9 protein-coding genes are annotated in these 19,121 nt (G+C 34.6%); all 9 read left to right on the top strand.

Annotated elements, in window-relative coordinates; all coding sequences use genetic code 11:
• The first annotated feature begins 164 nt into the window (after nt 1–164).
• The 9 genes from LNP22_RS15770 (at nt 165) to LNP22_RS15730 (ending at nt 19,051) form a co-directional block, all read left to right on the top strand.
• Nucleotides 165–1,523, top strand: coding sequence for a sugar porter family MFS transporter (locus tag LNP22_RS15770; protein WP_229974315.1), 1,359 nt, complete (start codon nt 165–167; stop codon nt 1,521–1,523).
• Nucleotides 1,486–3,093 (top strand): glycoside hydrolase family 32 protein, encoded by a 1,608-nt coding sequence (locus LNP22_RS15765; protein ID WP_229974314.1) that lies wholly within the window; start codon nt 1,486–1,488, stop codon nt 3,091–3,093. The genes LNP22_RS15770 and LNP22_RS15765 overlap by 38 nt, the downstream gene beginning before the upstream one ends.
• An 18-nt stretch (nt 3,094–3,111) precedes the next feature.
• Complete coding sequence (locus LNP22_RS15760) at nt 3,112–6,216, top strand: SusC/RagA family TonB-linked outer membrane protein (RefSeq protein ID WP_229974313.1); 3,105 nt, start codon at nt 3,112–3,114, stop codon at nt 6,214–6,216.
• Between the two features lie 21 nt (nt 6,217–6,237).
• Entirely contained in the window at nt 6,238–7,929 is a 1,692-nt protein-coding gene (locus LNP22_RS15755) for a RagB/SusD family nutrient uptake outer membrane protein (RefSeq protein WP_229974312.1), read from the top strand.
• Nucleotides 7,930–7,949: 20 nt separating this feature from the next.
• Nucleotides 7,950–9,347, top strand: coding sequence for a DUF4960 domain-containing protein (locus LNP22_RS15750; RefSeq protein ID WP_229974311.1), 1,398 nt, complete (start codon nt 7,950–7,952; stop codon nt 9,345–9,347).
• 21 nt (nt 9,348–9,368) lie between these two features.
• On the top strand, nt 9,369–10,928 hold the full coding sequence (locus tag LNP22_RS15745; protein WP_229974310.1) for a glycoside hydrolase family 32 protein: 1,560 nt from the start codon (nt 9,369–9,371) through the stop codon (nt 10,926–10,928).
• A gap of 23 nt (nt 10,929–10,951) precedes the next feature.
• Nucleotides 10,952–11,857 (top strand): carbohydrate kinase family protein, encoded by a 906-nt coding sequence (locus tag LNP22_RS15740; RefSeq protein ID WP_229974309.1) that lies wholly within the window; start codon nt 10,952–10,954, stop codon nt 11,855–11,857.
• A 489-nt stretch (nt 11,858–12,346) separates the two neighbouring features.
• Entirely contained in the window at nt 12,347–14,650 is a 2,304-nt protein-coding gene (gene bglX, locus LNP22_RS15735; protein WP_229974308.1) for a beta-glucosidase BglX, read from the top strand.
• A gap of 240 nt (nt 14,651–14,890) precedes the next feature.
• Nucleotides 14,891–19,051 (top strand): hybrid sensor histidine kinase/response regulator transcription factor, encoded by a 4,161-nt coding sequence (locus LNP22_RS15730; RefSeq protein ID WP_229974307.1) that lies wholly within the window; start codon nt 14,891–14,893, stop codon nt 19,049–19,051.
• The last annotated feature ends 70 nt before the right edge of the window (nt 19,052–19,121 follow it).

Below are 19,121 nucleotides of genomic sequence, written 5' to 3'. Positions count from 1 at the left end.
ATGGTTTTCGTAAATAAATTTTAAATTGCGTAAAGCCTTGTAAATAAAGGTGTTTTTATTTAAATGTGAAACTGTCAGTATTTGTAGAATTAAATTGTAACATCATTAAAAATAAGTTGTTTTTTTTGCGGATATCTTAGCAATAAGTTTTTAATACATCTACAATGAACAAGATATTGATTTGGTCTGTTACTGCTGCACTGGCAGGTTTTCTATTCGGTTTTGATACCGTTGTTATTTCTGGAGCTGATAAACAATTGCAGCTTCTTTGGCATTCATCTGATGCTTTTCATGGATCTGTTGTTATGGCAATGGCATTGTGGGGAACAGTTGTAGGTGCTATTTTTGGAGGAATCCCAACCAATAAGATAGGTCGTAAAAAAACACTATTCTGGATTGGGATCTTGTATTTTATTTCGGCTGTAGGCGCTGCTTTTGCAAATGATCCCTTTGTATTTGCCGCTTTCAGATTTATTGGAGGTTTAGGAGTTGGGGCTTCTACTATTGCTGCTCCGGCCTATGTTTCTGAAATTGCTCCCGCTGACAAACGCGGACGCTTAGTAGCCTTGTACCAATTTAATATTGTACTTGGCATTTTAATCGCCTTTATATCGAATTACTTTTTAAAAGATATTGGAGAAAATGCCTGGCGTTGGATGATAGGAGTGCAGGCTATTCCTTCTTTTATTTACCTTCTTTTTATACTTACAATACCGGAAAGCCCAAGATGGTTGTTATCTAAAAACCGAGATGAGGAAGCGCGAAAAGTATTGTATAAAATTGATCCGAGTGCAGATCTTAAAGATATTATGGATGATTCTAGGGAAAATGGTGTTACCAAACATGAAAATATTTTCATGAAAAAATACCGTTTCCCTTTAATGCTGGCCTTCTTAATTGCCTTTTTTAATCAGTTTTCAGGAATCAATGCCTTCCTTTATTATGCGCCAAGAATTTTTGAAGAAGCAGGTTTAGGACAAAACACAGCTTTGTTGAGCAGTATCGGAATTGGTGTTACCAATCTTATCTTTACTTTAATCGGCGTAGCATTAATTGACAAATTAGGAAGAAAGCTATTAATGTACATAGGTTCTGTTGGATATATTATTTCTTTAGGATTAGTCTCAGCTTCGTTTTATTTCAATTGGGGAGGATTATCGGTACCTATTTTCCTTTTCTTGTTTATTGCTTCTCACGCCATTGGTCAGGGGGCAGTTATATGGGTTTTTATTTCAGAAATTTTCCCAAATCACATTCGTGCTTCGGGACAGGCTTTTGGAAGTTCAGTACACTGGGTTTTAGCAGCAATTATTCCTTCTTTAATTCCAATGTTGTTTTCAGAAATAGGCCCTGAAGTCGTATTCTTAATTTTCACATTAATGATGGTACTGCAGTTATTGTTTGTCATTTTTATAATGCCGGAAACTAAGGGCATATCTTTAGAGGTATTAAGCGAAAATCTAACCAAAAAAAATATCAAAAAAAATGAAAACAAAGAAACATCTGCCGCTGGCATTTTATAGTGCCATACTACTATCGATAGGAAGCTGTAAACCCTATTCAGCTCTTGCACAAAATAGGTCTGTTGCAGTTTCAACTTCTTCAGAGGAGCAAATGTACCGTCCTAACTTTCATTTTACACCCAAAAAAGGATGGATGAACGATCCAAACGGAATGTTTTATGCTAATGGTTATTATCATTTGTTCTATCAGTATTATCCAGACGGAAATAAATGGGGACCCATGCATTGGGGACATGCAACAAGTAAAGACTTAGTGAAATGGGAAGAGCAGCCTATTGCGATTTATCCGGACAACGACAAATATATTTTTTCAGGAAGCGCTGTTGTTGATGTAAACAATACTTCGGGTTTAGGTACTGGGAAAATGGCTCCCATTGTGGCGATTTATACGCTGCATGACATGACAAAAGAAAAAGAAAACAAAATTGATGTTGAGCAACAGGATATTGCCTATTCTAACGACTATGGTTTTACATGGCAGAAATTTAAGGAAGGAAATCCTGTTGTGAAAAATCCTGGAATTCGTGATTTTCGTGATCCAAAAGCAACTTGGGATGAAACACATAAACAATGGATATTAGTTTTGGCGGCTCAAGATCGATCGCAGTTTTACAAATCAAAAGATCTGAAGAACTGGGAATATTTATCTGATTTTGGAAAAAATATCGGAGCTCACGGAGGTGTTTGGGAATGTCCTGATTTCTTTCAAATAAAAGTTAAAGGAACCAATGAAACCAAATGGGTTTTAATTCAGAGTTTAAATCCGGGTGGCGCTAACGGAGGTTCTGGAACGCAGTATTTTATTGGAGATTTTGATGGAAAGTCGTTTACGCTAGATGCTAATTTTGCTAAAAGAGTAGAACAGGAAAAAGCCGTTTGGATTGATTACGGAAAAGATAATTATGCTGGCGTAACCTGGAATAATGTTCCAAGTGCCGATGGCCGTCGATTATTTATCGGGTGGATGTCGAACTGGGACTACGCGCAAGATGTTCCAACATTTGTATGGAGAAGCAGTACTACAATTGCCCGAGAAATTAAGTTGATCAAAAAAGGAAATGATTATAGTCTGATCAGTAATCCTGTGAAAGAAATCAACAAATATGTTTCTAAGACAATCAAAGGAAAAAGCCTAAAAGGAAAAGGAAAACTCTCCATTCTGGAAGCAGGAAAACTCGATTTGACTCAGGCAATTGTCAATTTTAATTTAAAAAACATAAAACAGGATACGTACACTTTTATACTTTCAAACGCAATTGGAGAATCTTTGACCTTCGGGATCAATAATTCAGAGCACTATTTATTTGTAGATCGTTCGAAAGCAGGAAAAAATGATTTCTCTGAAAAATTTGCCTCATCAATTACCAAAGCAATTTTAGATGGGAATCAAAAAGAAGGTGTTTTTAAAATCATTTTAGACAAAACATCCATTGAAATATTTTATAACAATGGCGAAAAAGTAATAACCGAAATCTTTTTCACAAACCAGCCATTTACATCTCTATCAGTTTCTTCAAACGAAGGAGTTGAACTGAGCAATCTCCTAATTAACCAATTAAATATAAACTAACTAAAAACCACTAACCTCATGAAAAGTAAAATTATTTATTTTCTATTTTTCTTCTTTCCAATGCTGATAATGACAGCCCAGGAAAGTGGGATTAAAGGAACAGTAATTTCGTCAGATGACGGAATGCCGCTTCCGGGAGCAACCGTACTTATTTCGGGTACAAACACCAGTACAGTAACAGATTTTGACGGGAATTTTTCTTTCGGTAATCTAAATTCAGATGCCGTAATTGTTGTTTCTTTTATTGGATATGCACCACAAACCATTTCCGTGAAAGGGCAAAAAACATTCAATATAATTTTAAAAGTAGACAACAACCAACTTAATGAAGTTGTCGTAACAGGATATTCAAAACAAAAGAAAACAGATATTACAGGTGCGGTTGCTGTTGTAAACATGAAGGAAGTCATGAAACAGCCGGAACCAAACCCAATAAAAGCGCTGCAAGGAAGGGTAGCGGGAGTAAAAGTATCTTCTGATGGATCTCCAAGCGGTTCTAATACTAAAGTGGTAATTCGTGGTGTAGGAACTTTAAACAACACAGATCCTTTGTATGTAATTGACGGAATGCCGACTAAATCAGGAATGCATGAATTGAACCCGAATGATATTGAAACCATTCAGGTTTTAAAAGATGCTTCTTCAGCGAGTATTTATGGTTCCCGTGCTTCAAACGGAGTAATTATCATCACTACCAAAAAAGGAAAAGAGGGTAAAATGAGAATCAATTTTAGTACTTATACGTCTTTTTCTGATTATTCAAGAAAGCTTGAGGTGTTAAATGCCAATCAGTTTGGTCAGGCTTTATGGCAGGCAAATATCAATGACGGATTAAATCCGAATAACAATAATTTGCGTTATCAATTTGACTGGTCTGTTAACAATAGCAAACCACAATTAAACAAAGTTTTGGTTCCTGAATATCTAGATGCGAATCAAACCCTTAAAGCATCGAATACCGATTGGTACGATGCAATTTCGCAAACCGGAATCGCAAAATCTTATGATTTATCAGTTTCAAATGCTTCAGATAAAGGAAATTATGTCTTTTCTTTGGGATATTATGGAAATGAAGGTGTTGTGAAAACGACTGATTTTGAGAGAATCTCTGCAAGAATGAACAGTTCTTATAAATATTTTAATGGTAAATTAGTTATTGGAGAAAACTTTAGTTTCAATCGTACCAATGAAGTTACAGATCCCGGAGTTTTAGATCCAGCTCTTCGTGCTTTGCCAATCATTCCGGTACGTACTGTTGACGGAAAAGGCTGGGGAGGTCCTGTTGGAGGAATGAATGACAGACAAAACCCGGTACGACTTTTAGAATATAATAAAGATAATAAATACGATTATTTACGTCTTTTCGGAAACGCTTATGCCGATTTAGAGATTATTAAAAACCTTCATATCAAAAGTAGTTTTGGTATTGATTACGGGGTTTATAAAAAACGTACGCTGCAAAGAAGTTACCAATCCGGTTATTTACAAAACGATCAGACATCGGTTACAATAGATCAGTCCTTAAGCGATAAATGGACCTGGACAAATACTGCTATTTACAGTTTGAATTTCGGTAAAAGTAATTTGAATTTAATGGCAGGAACCGAGATGTACAAAGATACTTTTGATACCACGACTTTACGAAAAAATGGCTTTTTGATTGAAACGCCTGAATATATGTATCCTGATGCAGGAACAGGAGAATCGTTTACAAGCGGCACTTCAACACTATATTCCTTATTGTCCTATTTTGGAAAAGCGGATTATGAATTTGATAATCGTTATTTGCTTTCAGCTACAATCCGTCGTGATGGTTCATCTCGTTTTGGTAAAAACAATCAATTCGGAACCTTCCCTGCAGTTTCCGCAGGATGGAGAATTTCTAATGAAAATTTCATCAAAAATAATGCACCTGTTTTTTCTGATCTAAAACTTCGTGCAGGATGGGGGCAAACCGGAAATCAGGAAATTAGCAATACAGCTGTTTACAGTTTATATTTGGCAAGTTATGCAGGAGGAAGCCCAACTTGGGCAACGTCTTACGGTACTGCTTATGATATTGCAGGAAACGGAAACGGATTACTTCCATCAGGTTTCATCGCAACCCAATCTGGAAATGATGACTTGAAATGGGAAACCACAACACAAACCAACATAGGTTTGGATTTTGGATTATTCAAACAAAAATTAAGCGGTTCTGTTGATTATTATATCAAAAAAACAGAAGACATTCTGGTTTTACCAGCTTATTTGGGAGTAATTGGAGAAGGCGGAAATCGCTGGGTTAATGGTGCTTCGATGCAAAATGAAGGTTGGGAAGTTACGTTAGATTACAGTGACAAAACTTCATTTGGATTGAAATATGATATCTCAGCAAATATTTCGGCAAACAAAAATAAGATTACACAATTACCAGATGAGGTAAAAAATAATTATGGAGGAGACGGATTAAATGATAATATTCTGGGACGTCCAATTAACTCTATGTACGGTTATATTACGGATGGATTATTTAAAAATCAGGACGAAGTAGATAACTCGGCTATTCAGGAAGGAAAAGGCCTTGGCCGAATTCGTTACAAAGATTTAAACGGCGACGGAACCATTACAGATAAAGATCGTACCTGGATTGGTAATCCAAATCCGGGACTTACATACGGATTTAATTTAGGCTTGGGCTATAAAAATTGGGATTTTACCACTTTCTGGGAAGGAGCAAGTGACGTTGATGTCATTAATAATACCAAATACCAAACAGATTTCTGGAGTGTTGATGATGTAGGTTCTAATAAAGGAACACGTTTATTAAATGCCTGGTCTTTGGATAATCCAAATTCTACGATTCCGGCTTTAACTACAGTAGATAGAAATGCAGAATCAAGATTCTCAACTTATTATGTTGAAAACGGTAATTATCTTAAACTGCGTGTTTTACAATTTGGATACAGTTTGCCAAAAGATTTATTAAAAAAAATCAATATTGAAAGCTTTAGATTATACATAAGCGGACAAAATTTATTGATTATTGATGCTAAGAGTTTCACAGGCGTTGATCCTGAGAACGCAGCTTTTGGATATCCTCAGCCAACGACTTTCACGGCTGGTCTTAATTTTACTTTATAATAAAAGATTAAATCAAAAAACATGAAAAAGATACTATATATAACAGGGTTTTTGGTAGTGGGGTTATTGGCTTCCTGCTCCGATTTTCTGGAAAATGATCCGCGTGGAGTATTATCAGAAAAAGATATTGTGACACCAGAGACAGTAGAAGGATTTATGAATGCCGCTTATGCACAATTAGGTAATGATCATTATGATTCGCCTTATAGTTTATGGCCATTTGGAAATGTGCGTTCTGATGATGCTTACAAAGGCGGAAGCGGAACCAATGATATTCAGGATTTACACTTTTTTGAAGTTTCGAATAATATCAGACCGGATTTTGGCGAATTAGATTCTTTTTGGTACATCAGCTATGTGGGTGTGTCCAGAGCAAATAAAGCCTTGAAAGCATTAGAACAAATTTCGGAAGCCGATTATCCGCTAAAGAAAACACGTATGGCTGAAATGCGTTTTTTAAGAGGACATTTTTATTTTATGCTAAAAATTATGTTCCGAAATGTTCCGTACATCACAGAAGATATTCCGGTAGAAGAGTATAAAACAATTTCAAACAAAGCCCTTACAAACGAAGAACTTTGGAACAAAATAGCCGAAGATTTTCAGGCTGCGGCCGATAATTTGCCAGAAACGCAGCCACAAGTTGGCCGTGCGACTCAAAAAGCAGCTTATGCTTATCTGGCAAAAACACGTTTATATCAGGCTTATACGCAAGATGATAGTTATAAAGTTACAGGAGTCAATCAGCAGCATTTGCAGGAAGTAATTGCAGCAACAGACAAAGTAATCGGAAAAGCAAGTTTGGAGCCTGATTTTGCCAATAACTTTTTACCTGGAACTTATGAAAACGGAGCAGAATCTATTTTCTCCATTCAGTTCTCAGACAACGACGGAACTTTATACGGGAGATTGAATTTTTCAGACGTTCTTTCAACTCCTCAGGGATTAGGATGCTGCGATTTTCACAAACCAAGTCAAAATTTAGTAAATGCTTTTAAAACGGGCACAAATGGTTTACCGGAATTTGATACTTATAATGACCAGGATTTTGATTATAAAAATAGAGATGCCAATACGGTTGATCCAAGATTGTATCACACCGTTGCAATGCCGGGATTACCATACAAATATGATCCTGAATTTCTATATGTGGAAGCTTGGGTAAGATCTCCGGGGACTTACGGTTATTTTGCTTCATTAAAAGAAAATGTGGCACCTAGCTGCAGTTGTGTGGTAAACATTGATCCTTTTTATGGGAATTCAAAAAACAGAATCCAGATTCGTTATGCTGATGTGATTTTGATGCGTGCCGAAGCTTTGATTGAATTAGGAAGACAATCAGAAGCTTTACCATTAATCAATCAAATTAGAGATCGAGCAGCTCAAAGTACAGGAAGACTTCCGTATGTAAACAATTTTAAAATCAATACTTATGTAGATGGGGTTAATTGCAATTGGACACAGGATTTTGCCCGTAAAGCAATGCGTTTCGAACGTCGTTTAGAATTGGCTATGGAAGGAAACCGCTTTTTTGACCTTGTTCGCTGGGGTGTTACAGATCAGGTAATGAATGATTTTTATGCAGAAGAAAAAACAAAACGCACCTATTACCAAGATGCCTTTTTTGATGCTCATAAAGAAGAATATTGTCCAATTCCGTTGAAACAAATTAATTTCAGTCAGGGATTATACAAACAAAATCCTGGTTATTAATCTATTTTAAGAACATCAACATGAGAAAATTTATATATAAAAATTGGAAAAAAGTGTCTTTGATATTGGCTGTAGTTTTTATGATTACTGGCTGCGAAAACAATTTTGAGAATGGCGGTTTTGATGTTAATTCACCGTCTAATGTTACTTCTTTTAAAATAAATGGAGTAGCGGGTCAAATTGATCAGAAAACAGGAAAAATTAATATCACGATGCCTTATGGATCTGACATCACGGCAGTAAAACCTGAAATTATACTTGAACAAGGTGCAACATCAAATTTAGATGTAACACTGCCCGCTAATTTTGCTAATCCTGTAAAGTTTAGAGTGACAAATGGAAATTTGTACAAAGACTACACGGTAACGACAATAGTTTTGAGTCCAATTAAGAGTTTTACCATTAATGGAGTTGCAGCAACTGTAAACGATGGTAATAAAACCATTACTATGACCTTACCTGAAGGTGCCAATTTAACCGCTTTACAACCAGTTATAGAACTAACAGAGGGTGTTTCTATTTCGCCTGCTTCTGGAACGAAAATTGATTTTACAAAGGCAGTGACTTTTGTAATAACCTCTAAAGGGAAAAGCGTGAATTATACCGCTAATGTTGGAGTTCCTGTAACAGGTTTAGTGGTTGCTTTTTTAGGAACTGCTGCAACGAGAGCTGAAATAACAAATATGGACGAAGTTACCGCTGCCAATTGGTTCTTCTCCACTTTTAGCGGAGCGAAATACATTTCATTTAGCAGTATTGAAAACGGTACAGATTTAACTGATGTTGATGTAATTTGGTGGCATTTTGATTCCGCAGCTAATTTACCAGCAATTGCCTATAAACCTGCCGTAACTACAGCTTTAAAGAATTTCAGAGCTAGCGGAGGAAATTTACTTTTGACTTCTTTTGCTTCACAATATGTAGATGCTTTAGGAATTGTTCCTTCAGGAAAAGGACCAAATAATGTTTTTGGAGATTTTCCACCAAATGGGTTTGTTGATGGAAATTCCTGGGGAATGTCTTTTGTAGGTAACGAGAATCACCCAATTTTTGAAGGATTGATAACTTATGAAAGCGGAAAAGCAAATTTATTGCAAAGCGGAACTTTCAGACTAAATCATACTGCATGGTGGTTTTTACCGGAATGGGGCGGATATGTTAATGGAGAAGGTTGGAGAAACCAAACTGGCGGAACCAACCTAGCGAGCGAAGCTTGGGATAATAATCTTGATGGAAGAGTTACCATTGCGGAGTTTCCAAATACCGGAACTAATAAAAATGTGATCGTGATTTCGATGGGAGCTTATGATTGGTATAATGAAACCAACAGCAGCGGTGTTCCAAGTCAGGTAAATGAATTTATCACTAATATTAAGCTTTTAACACAAAATAGTATCAACTATCTGGCTAAAAATTAATCTATCTCCAAATCAACAAAAATGAAATATAGAAACAATATAGTAACAATAGCTTCCGTTTTCTTTTCGCTTGTTTCTTGTAGTCAGGACGATAAGTATATTGGAGGTTCTATTTCAGGAGGGAATTCTGAGACAACAAGTATTTTCCCAGTTCCGCCCGCTCAATGGATGGGGGGAAGTGATGCTTATTACAGTGCGGGTTATACAGGAGATATTATGCCTTTTTTTGACAATGGGAAATTTCATATTTATTTCCTTCATGATGCACAAAATAAGCCTGCTGGAAAAGGGTTTCATGATATCCATGAATATTTAAGTACAGATTTGGCACATTTTACCTACGAAGGGCAAATGATTCCATACGGAAAAACGAATGATCCTGATTTTGCTATTGGCACAGGATCAGTGATGAAAGTGGGTAATCTTTATTACTTTTATTACACGGGGCACAATGAAACTGCGGCTTTTGTACAATCCAATGCAAGAGAAAGTGTTTTGTGTGCTACAAGTTCTGATTTGAAAAATTGGACTAAGCTGCCTGCTTTTAAAATTACAGCCCCGGCAGGATATTATAATTACGATTTCAGAGATCCGCATGTTTTTTATAATGATGAGCTTAAAAAATACTCAATGTTGGTGAGTACCCAGACAGAGCAAGGCAGAAAAGCGGTTTTGCTACATTTTACAACTGCTGATCCGGCATCAGGAAAATGGGATGTTCAAGCACCAATTTACACGACAACACCGCAAGAGAATTATTTAATGATGGAATGCGCTGATATCTTTAAAATGGGTAATTATTGGTATTTGATGTTCTCTGAAAACTGGAGTAGTGATAAAGGCACGCATTACAGGATGGCAAATTCTATTAATGGACCATGGATCAAACCTGAAAATGATAAGATTGATGGAGAATATTTTTATGCCGGAAAAACAGCTTCTGACGGAAATAAAAGATATGTTTTTGGATGGAATGCTAGAAAAACACCCGAAAATGATTTAGGAAATAAAGATTGGGCGGGGAATATGGTTATTCATGAACTAATTCAAAATACCGATGGAACATTAGGAACTCAGGCACCACAATCTGTTAAAGATTTATTTTCTAAAAAAAGCGGTAATGTCGAAGTTGATGTGATGACAGCAAATGTAATAGCAAATAATGGAACTTATACTTTATCAGGCACAACAGAAAAAGCAATGTTGACTTTTAAAGCTGTAGGTAAAAAAGCCAAAATAAAAGCGGAAGTGACCTTATCAAATGATACTGGAACTACAGGATTTGTTTACCATACCAATGATGCCGGAAGTTATTATAAGATTATTTTTGATATCCAAAAAGGTAAAGTTGTCAGCTATAACTCTGCCTCACAAGAAGTAACCCGAATACCATTTCAATTTCAGACAACTACTAAATATAATATTGAAATAATTATGGAAGGAAGCGTTGTAGTACTTTACATTAACGGTAAAGCAGCTTTAACAAATCGTATTTACGGAAGAGATCAAAACAAATGGGGATTAATTTCAGAAGGACAAAATAGTACTTTTTCTAATCTTCAGATGACAAGACCAGAATAACATTAATATAAAATAATTTTAGAATGAATAACGGAAAAAACCTTAAGGCGGTGGCCTACGGAGAAGTGCTTTGGGATGTTTTTGCCAATGAAAAAAAGATTGGTGGCGCACCGCTCAATGTAGCACTGCGCATGAAAACATTAGGCTGCGAAGTAGCCATGATTAGCTGTGTAGGGAATGACGAAGATGGAAATGCAATTATAGATCAGGTAAAAAGTTTAGGTCTTGAAACAGCTTCAATTATTAAATCAGAGGAATTTCCAACGGGTTTGGTAAACGTAACGGTAAACGAACGCGGCTCTGCAAGTTATGAAATCAGTTATCCATCAGCTTGGGATAAGATTGTATTAAATGATTTTGCAAAGAAAAAAGCATTAGATGCCGATGTTTTAATTTATGGAAGTCTGGTTTGCAGAGATGAGGTTTCAAGGGAATCTTTGCAACAATTGCTGCAGACAAAAGCCTATAAGGTTTTTGATGTTAATTTAAGAAAACCGCATTATTCTTATGAAATGCTAGAGCAATTAATGCACTCTTCGGATTTCATTAAGTTCAATGATGAAGAATTATTAGAGATTACTAAAGCGATGAAGTCATCGTTTACCAGTTTAGAAGACAATATGTATTTTATTGCAGAAAGAACCAAAGTAACTGCAATGTGCGTCACTAGAGGTAAACATGGAGCTTTATTAATGTGGAATGGTCAAATCTTTGAAAATGCAGGTTATCCTGTTGAGGTTGCCGACACAGTAGGCGCAGGGGATTCGTTTTTGGCAGCTTTAATAACTTCATTACTAACTGGAAAAGAACCGCAAAAAGCACTCAATTTTGCTTGCGCAGTTGGAGCATTGGTAGCCGAAGCACCAGGTGCCAATCCTGAAATTTCATATTCTAAAATTGAAGATTTAATGTCTAAAATTAAGATGTAATTTTACAATACATTATTCTATTTAAAAATCCAGAGAAATTCATTTTTCTCTGGCTTTTTTTTAAATTTCTGGTTGTATTCTCTATATAAAAGAGGGAAAAAAATACATAAAAAAATATACTATTAGACAACAGTTAAAGTCTGAATGAAGTTTTTTTGTATTTACGCTGCGTGAGTAATATTTTATAAAGATATGTGCAGGTAGAGTATAGCATTACTTTTAAAACAGCTCATCTAAAATATTGTTCATTAATTGCAGTAAAATTAATCACTTTGATTTTTAGATTTATGTAAATGCATCATTTGTCGTAGATAATGCTTCAAATGTTCTAGACTAACTACTACCTGAAAACTACATTTACAATCTCAAAATTTATTGATTTCATGTAAATGAGGTTTTAAAATTATATTATATAAAATAAATTATAATAAAAAGTTACAATCTACTCTTTATTGCATGTTTTTAACAACGCAACAAAAAACAAATAAAATGATAAAAAGAAAATTTAAGAATTATGCATTTCTAATGCTAATCGTTTTTGGAAATGGATATGCTCAATCAAAAACACACCTGGATGCTACTAAACCAATTGAAGACCGGATTTCACTTTTGATGAAAGAAATGACATTAGAAGAAAAAGTAGGGCAAATGAATCAATATAATGGCTCATGGGATGTTACAGGTCCAAAACCTGAATCAGGTTCTAATGAAGAAAAGTACAATAATATAAAAAAAGGATTGGTAGGTTCTATGCTAAGCATAAGAGGCGTTAAAGAAGTAAGAGCCGTACAAAAAATAGCCGTTGAAGAAACCCGCCTTGGGATTCCTTTACTTTTTGGTTTTGATGTTATACATGGTTATAAAACCATAAGCCCTATTCCATTGGCAGAAGCGGCAAGTTGGGATTTAGAAGCCATTAAAAATTCGGCACGTGTTGCTGCTGTCGAAGCTTCTGCTTCTGGATTAAACTGGACTTTTGCACCTAATGTAGACATCTCTAATGATGCAAGATGGGGACGAGTGATGGAAGGTGCCGGAGAAGATCCTTATCTGGGCAGCAAAATTGCAACCGCCAGAGTTAAAGGCTTTCAAGGAGAAAGCTTAAGTGCCAATACGGCTATCATTGCTTGTGCCAAACATTTTGCAGGTTATGGCTTTGTAGAAGCAGGCAGAGAATATAATAGTGTTGATATGAGTAATTCTAAGCTGTACAATAGTGTGTTACCGCCTTTTAAAGCTGCAGTCGATTCGGGAATTCGTACTTTCATGAATTCATTTAATACATTAAACGGAATTCCGGCAACTGGGAATATTTTTTTGCAAAGAGATATTTTAAAGGGAGCTTGGAAATTTAATGGTTTTGTCGTTTCTGATTGGGCCTCTATAGCCGAAATGATTACACACGGTTACGCAGCCGATGGAGCTGATGCCGCTCAAAAAGCCGTCATTGCAGGTTCTGATATGGATATGGAATCAAATGTATATGTAACTGAATTAGCTCAGTTGGTAAAAAAAGGATTGGTAAAAGAAAGTCTGATCGACGATGCTGTTCGCAGAATTCTTAGAGTAAAATTTGAATTAGGTTTGTTTGATAATCCATACAAATATTGTGATGAAGCCCGTGAAAAATCAAGTATTGGAAACAAGGCCAACAATGATGTTGTTTTGGATATGGCTAAAAAATCAATTGTTTTATTGAAGAATACAAGTCCGTCGGGGAAGAATGAAACACTATTGCCATTAAAAAAAGAAGGAGTGAAAATCGCTTTAATTGGTGCTTTGGCAAATGATAAGAACAGTCCACTCGGAAGTTGGAGAATTGCCGCTGATGATAATACAGCAGTATCAGTTCTTGAAGGAATGCAGCAATATAAAAATAATATGTTAGTATATGAAAAAGGAACTGATGTGGCTTTAAATAAGCAGGCATTTGTTGATGAAGTCAAAATTAATACAACTGATTTTTCTGGATTTGAAGCCGCAAAAAAGGCAGCAAAAGAGTCTGAAGTTGTGGTAATGGTTTTAGGAGAAATTGGTTTTCAAAGTGGTGAAGGACGCAGTAGAACTGAATTAGGCCTGCCGGGGAATCAGCAGCAATTATTAGAGGAAGTTTACAAAGTAAATCCTAATATCATTTTGGTTTTAAATAACGGGCGTCCGCTCGCATTACCGTGGGCACAAGAAAATATTCCTGCTATTGTTGAAGCGTGGCAGTTAGGAACCCAATCCGGAAATGCAATTGCCCAAGTTTTGTACGGAGATTACAACCCAAGTGGTAAGCTTACAATGTCATTCCCCAGAAACGTTGGGCAATGTCCAATTTATTACAATTTGTACAATACAGGACGACCAACCAATAAAGATCAGAACGCTTTCTGGTCTCATTATATTGATGTCGAAAAAACACCGTTATATCCGTTTGGTTATGGATTAAGCTATACTTCTTTCGAATATAAAAATCTGAAATTAGCAAAAACTTCCTTCCAAAAAGGAGAAAAAATTGAACTAACTGTTGATGTTACCAATACTGGAAATGTTGATGGAAAGGAAGTAGTTCAGTTGTATATAAATGATGTCGCTGCCAGTGTGGTGAGACCTGTTAAGGAATTAAAAGGTTTTGAACTTATTGCGTTAAAAAAAGGAGAAACGAAAACCGTTCAGTTTACTTTAACAGATAAGGAACTTGGATTTTATGACAACAATGGTAATTTTTTAACCGAAGCGGGTTTGTTTAATGTTTTGGTCGGCTGGAATTCTAATGAAGGTCTTACCAGTAAATTCGAACTAAAATAAATGCTAAAGAACTTAAAAACAAAAATAATCTTCGGGATTTAATTTATTTTTAATCAATTTACAGCCTGAGTAGATTAATCCTTATGAGATTATTAATCTACTCAGGTTTTTAGCAATATGGTAAATCTGGATAAAAAAGTAAGTGTTCGATTTAGTTTTATTAATATTGTTTTAGATATGATGAAATAAATCAATTGTAAATTTTGTTTCAAATAGAATTGATAAATATTAAAATGTAAAATGAAAAATATCAAATATATTCTTCTGTGCTGTTTTGGTCTTATAAATTGTTTGTTTTCTCAGGATAAATTTGAAAACTACCAATTTAGAAGCATACAGGAAACTACTTCAAAAAGAGCTATTTCTTCTATAATTCAGGATCACAATGGTTTTATTTGGATAGGTACAAATGGCGCAGGGTTATATCGATATGACGGGGTAAATTATTTTGGATACAAACATGATAAAAAACCAGCTTCAGTAAACAGTAACTTTATCTATGCCACTTTTATTGATTCTAAAAATAACTTATGGATTGGTACAGATGAAGGCTTGTGTTTATACAATCGGGATCTGGATAACTTTACTAAAATCAATATTCAGGATGCAATTGTAAAAGGCTACCAACAGCCAATTACTATTAAAACCATTATTGAGGATAACAACGGTGACATCATTTTAGGTGCGTATGGTTTTGGATTATTTAAATTAAAGGTAAAAACTTTAAAAGCATCTTTAGTGCACTCAAAAGTTCTGGAAAAACCAAACTTTTTAATCAAATGTTCTGTAAAAAACAAACAGGGAATACTTTATTTAGGAACCAGTTACGGACTTTTAGAGATCGATCTAAACGGAAAAGTAAAGCAGGTTTATAAAGACAAGTTTAAAAGAGAACCTTTATTAGATGATGTAGAGAGTCTTGTCATAGACAAATTTGGATATTTATGGTTGGGAACGACTGAAAATGGGCTGATAAAAATTAAACCTGAAACAGATAATTATCAATTTGAGAATTTTTTTATCACCAAAAATAAAATCTTATCTATTATACAAAGCAGTCAGGATTATATACTTTGCGGTACCGAAAATGATGGCTTATTAGTTGTAAATAACAAAGGAGAAGTACTAAAAAAATACCTTCACAGTAAATACAATAACTTCAGTTTAAAATCCAATTCCGTATGGTCATTATATGAAGACAAAGAAAAAAGACTTTGGTTGGGTTATTTCAATAAAGGGCTTGGCGTATTTGATAAGCCTAATAATAAATTCAATTCACTTGAGTCGCTTGTTAATAATGATAATTCGTTGCAGACTAGTTATGTAACTTCAGTTGTAAAAGATAAAAAGGGCAATCTGATGATAAGTAATGAAGGCGGAGGACTTGATATCTATAATCTTTCTGCTAAAACTTATATCCATGTTAACAAAAACAATCAAAGTTACTATTCTGGTCTTGATGCCTTTGATATTCAGACTATATTTATCGATAGCAAACAAAATATCTGGGTAGGAAGCTGGGACCGTGGCATCTATTTTTTGAAAAATGGAACTAACCGATTCATAAACTACAATACGACAAATACAGCCGGATTGAAATCAAATCGGATTTTTAGTTTTTCTGAAGATTCAGGAGGGCGAATTTGGATTGGAACTTTCATAAAAGGACTTCATTATTTTGACAATAAAAACAACACATTTGTGCATTGTAACACTAAACCATTTGCTGAAAACGCTTTAGATCAAGCATTTATTCGCAAAGTTTTTGTAGACTCAGATAATATTTTGTGGGTAGGAACGATTTTAGGACTTTATCAGGTACACTTAATTGCCGATTCTAGTTTTAGAGTAACAAAAATGCGGGATCAAATGTTCAGCGATAAAACAAAGTATAACGGCATTCAGACCATTTTATCCATTTATGAGTCCAACGATAAAAAAATATGGATCGGTACAGATGGGGAAGGACTGTTTAGTTATAATAAAAAAAACAAGATATTTTCTAATTATGATGATTTTCCAGGTTTTGAAGAAAAATCCGTTCGCGCCATCATTTCTGATAATAATGGATCTTTATGGATAAGCGGTGGATTGGGATTAACAAAACTCGATTTTAAAAACAAACAAAGCACCAATTTCAATAAAGATGATGGTCTTGTTGATAACGATTTTAATAATAATGCCGTCTTTAAAGATGGAAATGGAGAACTGTATTTCGGTGGTTATGAAGGAGTAAACTATTTTAATCCTAATGAAATTAAAAAAACAGAAAAAGCTCCAAGGCTGTATTTCAGTGATTTCAAGTTATTTAATAAATCTGTAAAACCAAATGAAGAAAATTCACCGTTAACCAAAGTCATTTCTCAGACAAAAGAAATTATTCTCAATCATGCACAATCTGTTTTTACGATCGAATATGTTGGGATAAACTATAATTATTCCAGAAAAAACCAATATGCCTGTTACCTTGAAGGTTTTGAGAAAGACTGGAATTATGTAGGCAATAACAGAACAGCAACCTACACCAACCTAGAGCCTGGCAATTATGTTTTTAAAGTAAAATCGGCCAATGCAGATGGTTCCTGGAGCAATGTTCAGTTAGAGCTAAAAATAAAAATACTTCCTCCTTGGTGGAAAACCATTTGGGCTTATTTAATATATGTCTCGATATTAGTTTTCCTGATTATATATTTCAACAAAATTTATCAAAATCGTTTTAAAGCCAAACAGGCCATAATTTTAGAAAGAGAAAAAACAATTCAGTTAGAGAAATTAAATAACAAAAAATTACAGTTTTTTACTAATATTTCGCATGAGTTCAGAACACCATTAACTTTAATTATTAATCCTCTTGAAGATATTTTAAGAAGTAAGAACGTATCGCGCGAAATACACAATAAATTAAAAATTGTACACAAAAGTTCAGACAGGCTTTCGAGACTTATCAATGAGCTTATGGATTTTAATAAATTAGAGTTCAACAAAATTTTCCTTCAGGTTAAAAAAATTGAAGTGATCGCATTTGTACAAGAAATTATAGGCTATTTTGATGAGGAAGCAGTTGCGAGAAACATAACTATTGATTTTGAATCAGAACGGGAAAAACTTGAAGATTGGTTAGATCCTAAAATGCTGGAAAAAATAATATTCAATATCATCTCAAACGCTTTTAAATTTACTCCCGATGATGGCTTTATTACCATTTCTATAGGTGAATCAGATTCACATCATTCATTAATAATTAATGGAAATAAAGTTCCATCCTTTTCAATAACAATTTCAGATACTGGCTCTGGAATCTACAAAGAGGATTTGAAAAGAATTTTTGATAGATTTTATCAGGTCAATAATCTCAATAAAGATTACTACGGAAGCACCGGAATTGGGTTAGAAGTAGTAAAAGAATTTGTGGAACTTCATAAAGGAAATATTGATGTTGAAAGCACACCGGGAGAAGGAACAAAATTCATGGTAACATTTCCTTTAGGCAATTCTTTTTATAAGGAAAATGAAGTAGTGAATGCAGTTTTTGAAATAGAAAAAAATAAAAATAAGTTTTTGTTTGAATCGAATAAATATGAGACAGATGATGAGGATATTAGTAACGAATCAAAGAAAGAAATTGCTACAGATACAGCAAAAGCATATACCGTTTTGATTGTTGAGGACAATCTAGAATTACGAAATTATCTGAAAATGGAGTTGAGTAAATCATATAAAGTTATTACCGCCGAAAATGGAAAAAAAGGTTACGAACTGGCCGTTCAGAAATTGCCGGATATCATAATTACAGATGTTATTATGCCGGTAATGGACGGATTGCAGTTGTGTAAAAATATAAAAGGAGACTTAAAAACAAGTCATATTCCGTTATTAATGCTCTCTGCAAAAGCAATGGTACAGGACAGAATTGAAGGAATCGATTCTGGTGCTGATATGTATTTGAGCAAACCATTTGAATTGGATATTTTAAAATCCAGTCTGGCACAGCTTATTACAAGCAGACAAATAATGTTTAATAAATTTTATACCGGTATTACAAAAGATGGGAAAGAAAAAACAACATCTTTAGACAATGATTTCATTCAAAAAATTCTTCATTTTATTAATGAAAACCTGAGCGAATCTGATTTAAGTGTAGAGTTGCTTTCTTCTAAAGTTTTCCTGAGCAGGAGTCAATTGTATCGTAAAATAAAAACACTAACGGGTGTTTCAGTAAATGAGTTTATTAGAAATGTAAGATTAGAAAAAGCAAAACAATTGCTCGAACAAGGCAATAAAAATGTTAACATCAATGAGATTAGTTATAAAGTCGGATTTACATCCCCTTCCTATTTTGCAAAATGTTATAAAATTAAATACGGTCATCTGCCTACACAGGAAACTGGATCTAAAGAATAAAGAGTATAGAATAAAGAATAAAGATAAAAAAGCTTCATTAAAAGCTCATATAATTTTACAAGCCTCGATT

It is taken from the genome of Flavobacterium flavipigmentatum (assembly GCF_020911905.1).
Classification (GTDB): Bacteria; Bacteroidota; Bacteroidia; order Flavobacteriales; family Flavobacteriaceae; genus Flavobacterium; species Flavobacterium flavipigmentatum.
The sequence above is the reverse complement of the archived record's forward strand: the minus strand, read 5'-3'. Positions and strand labels throughout refer to the sequence as shown.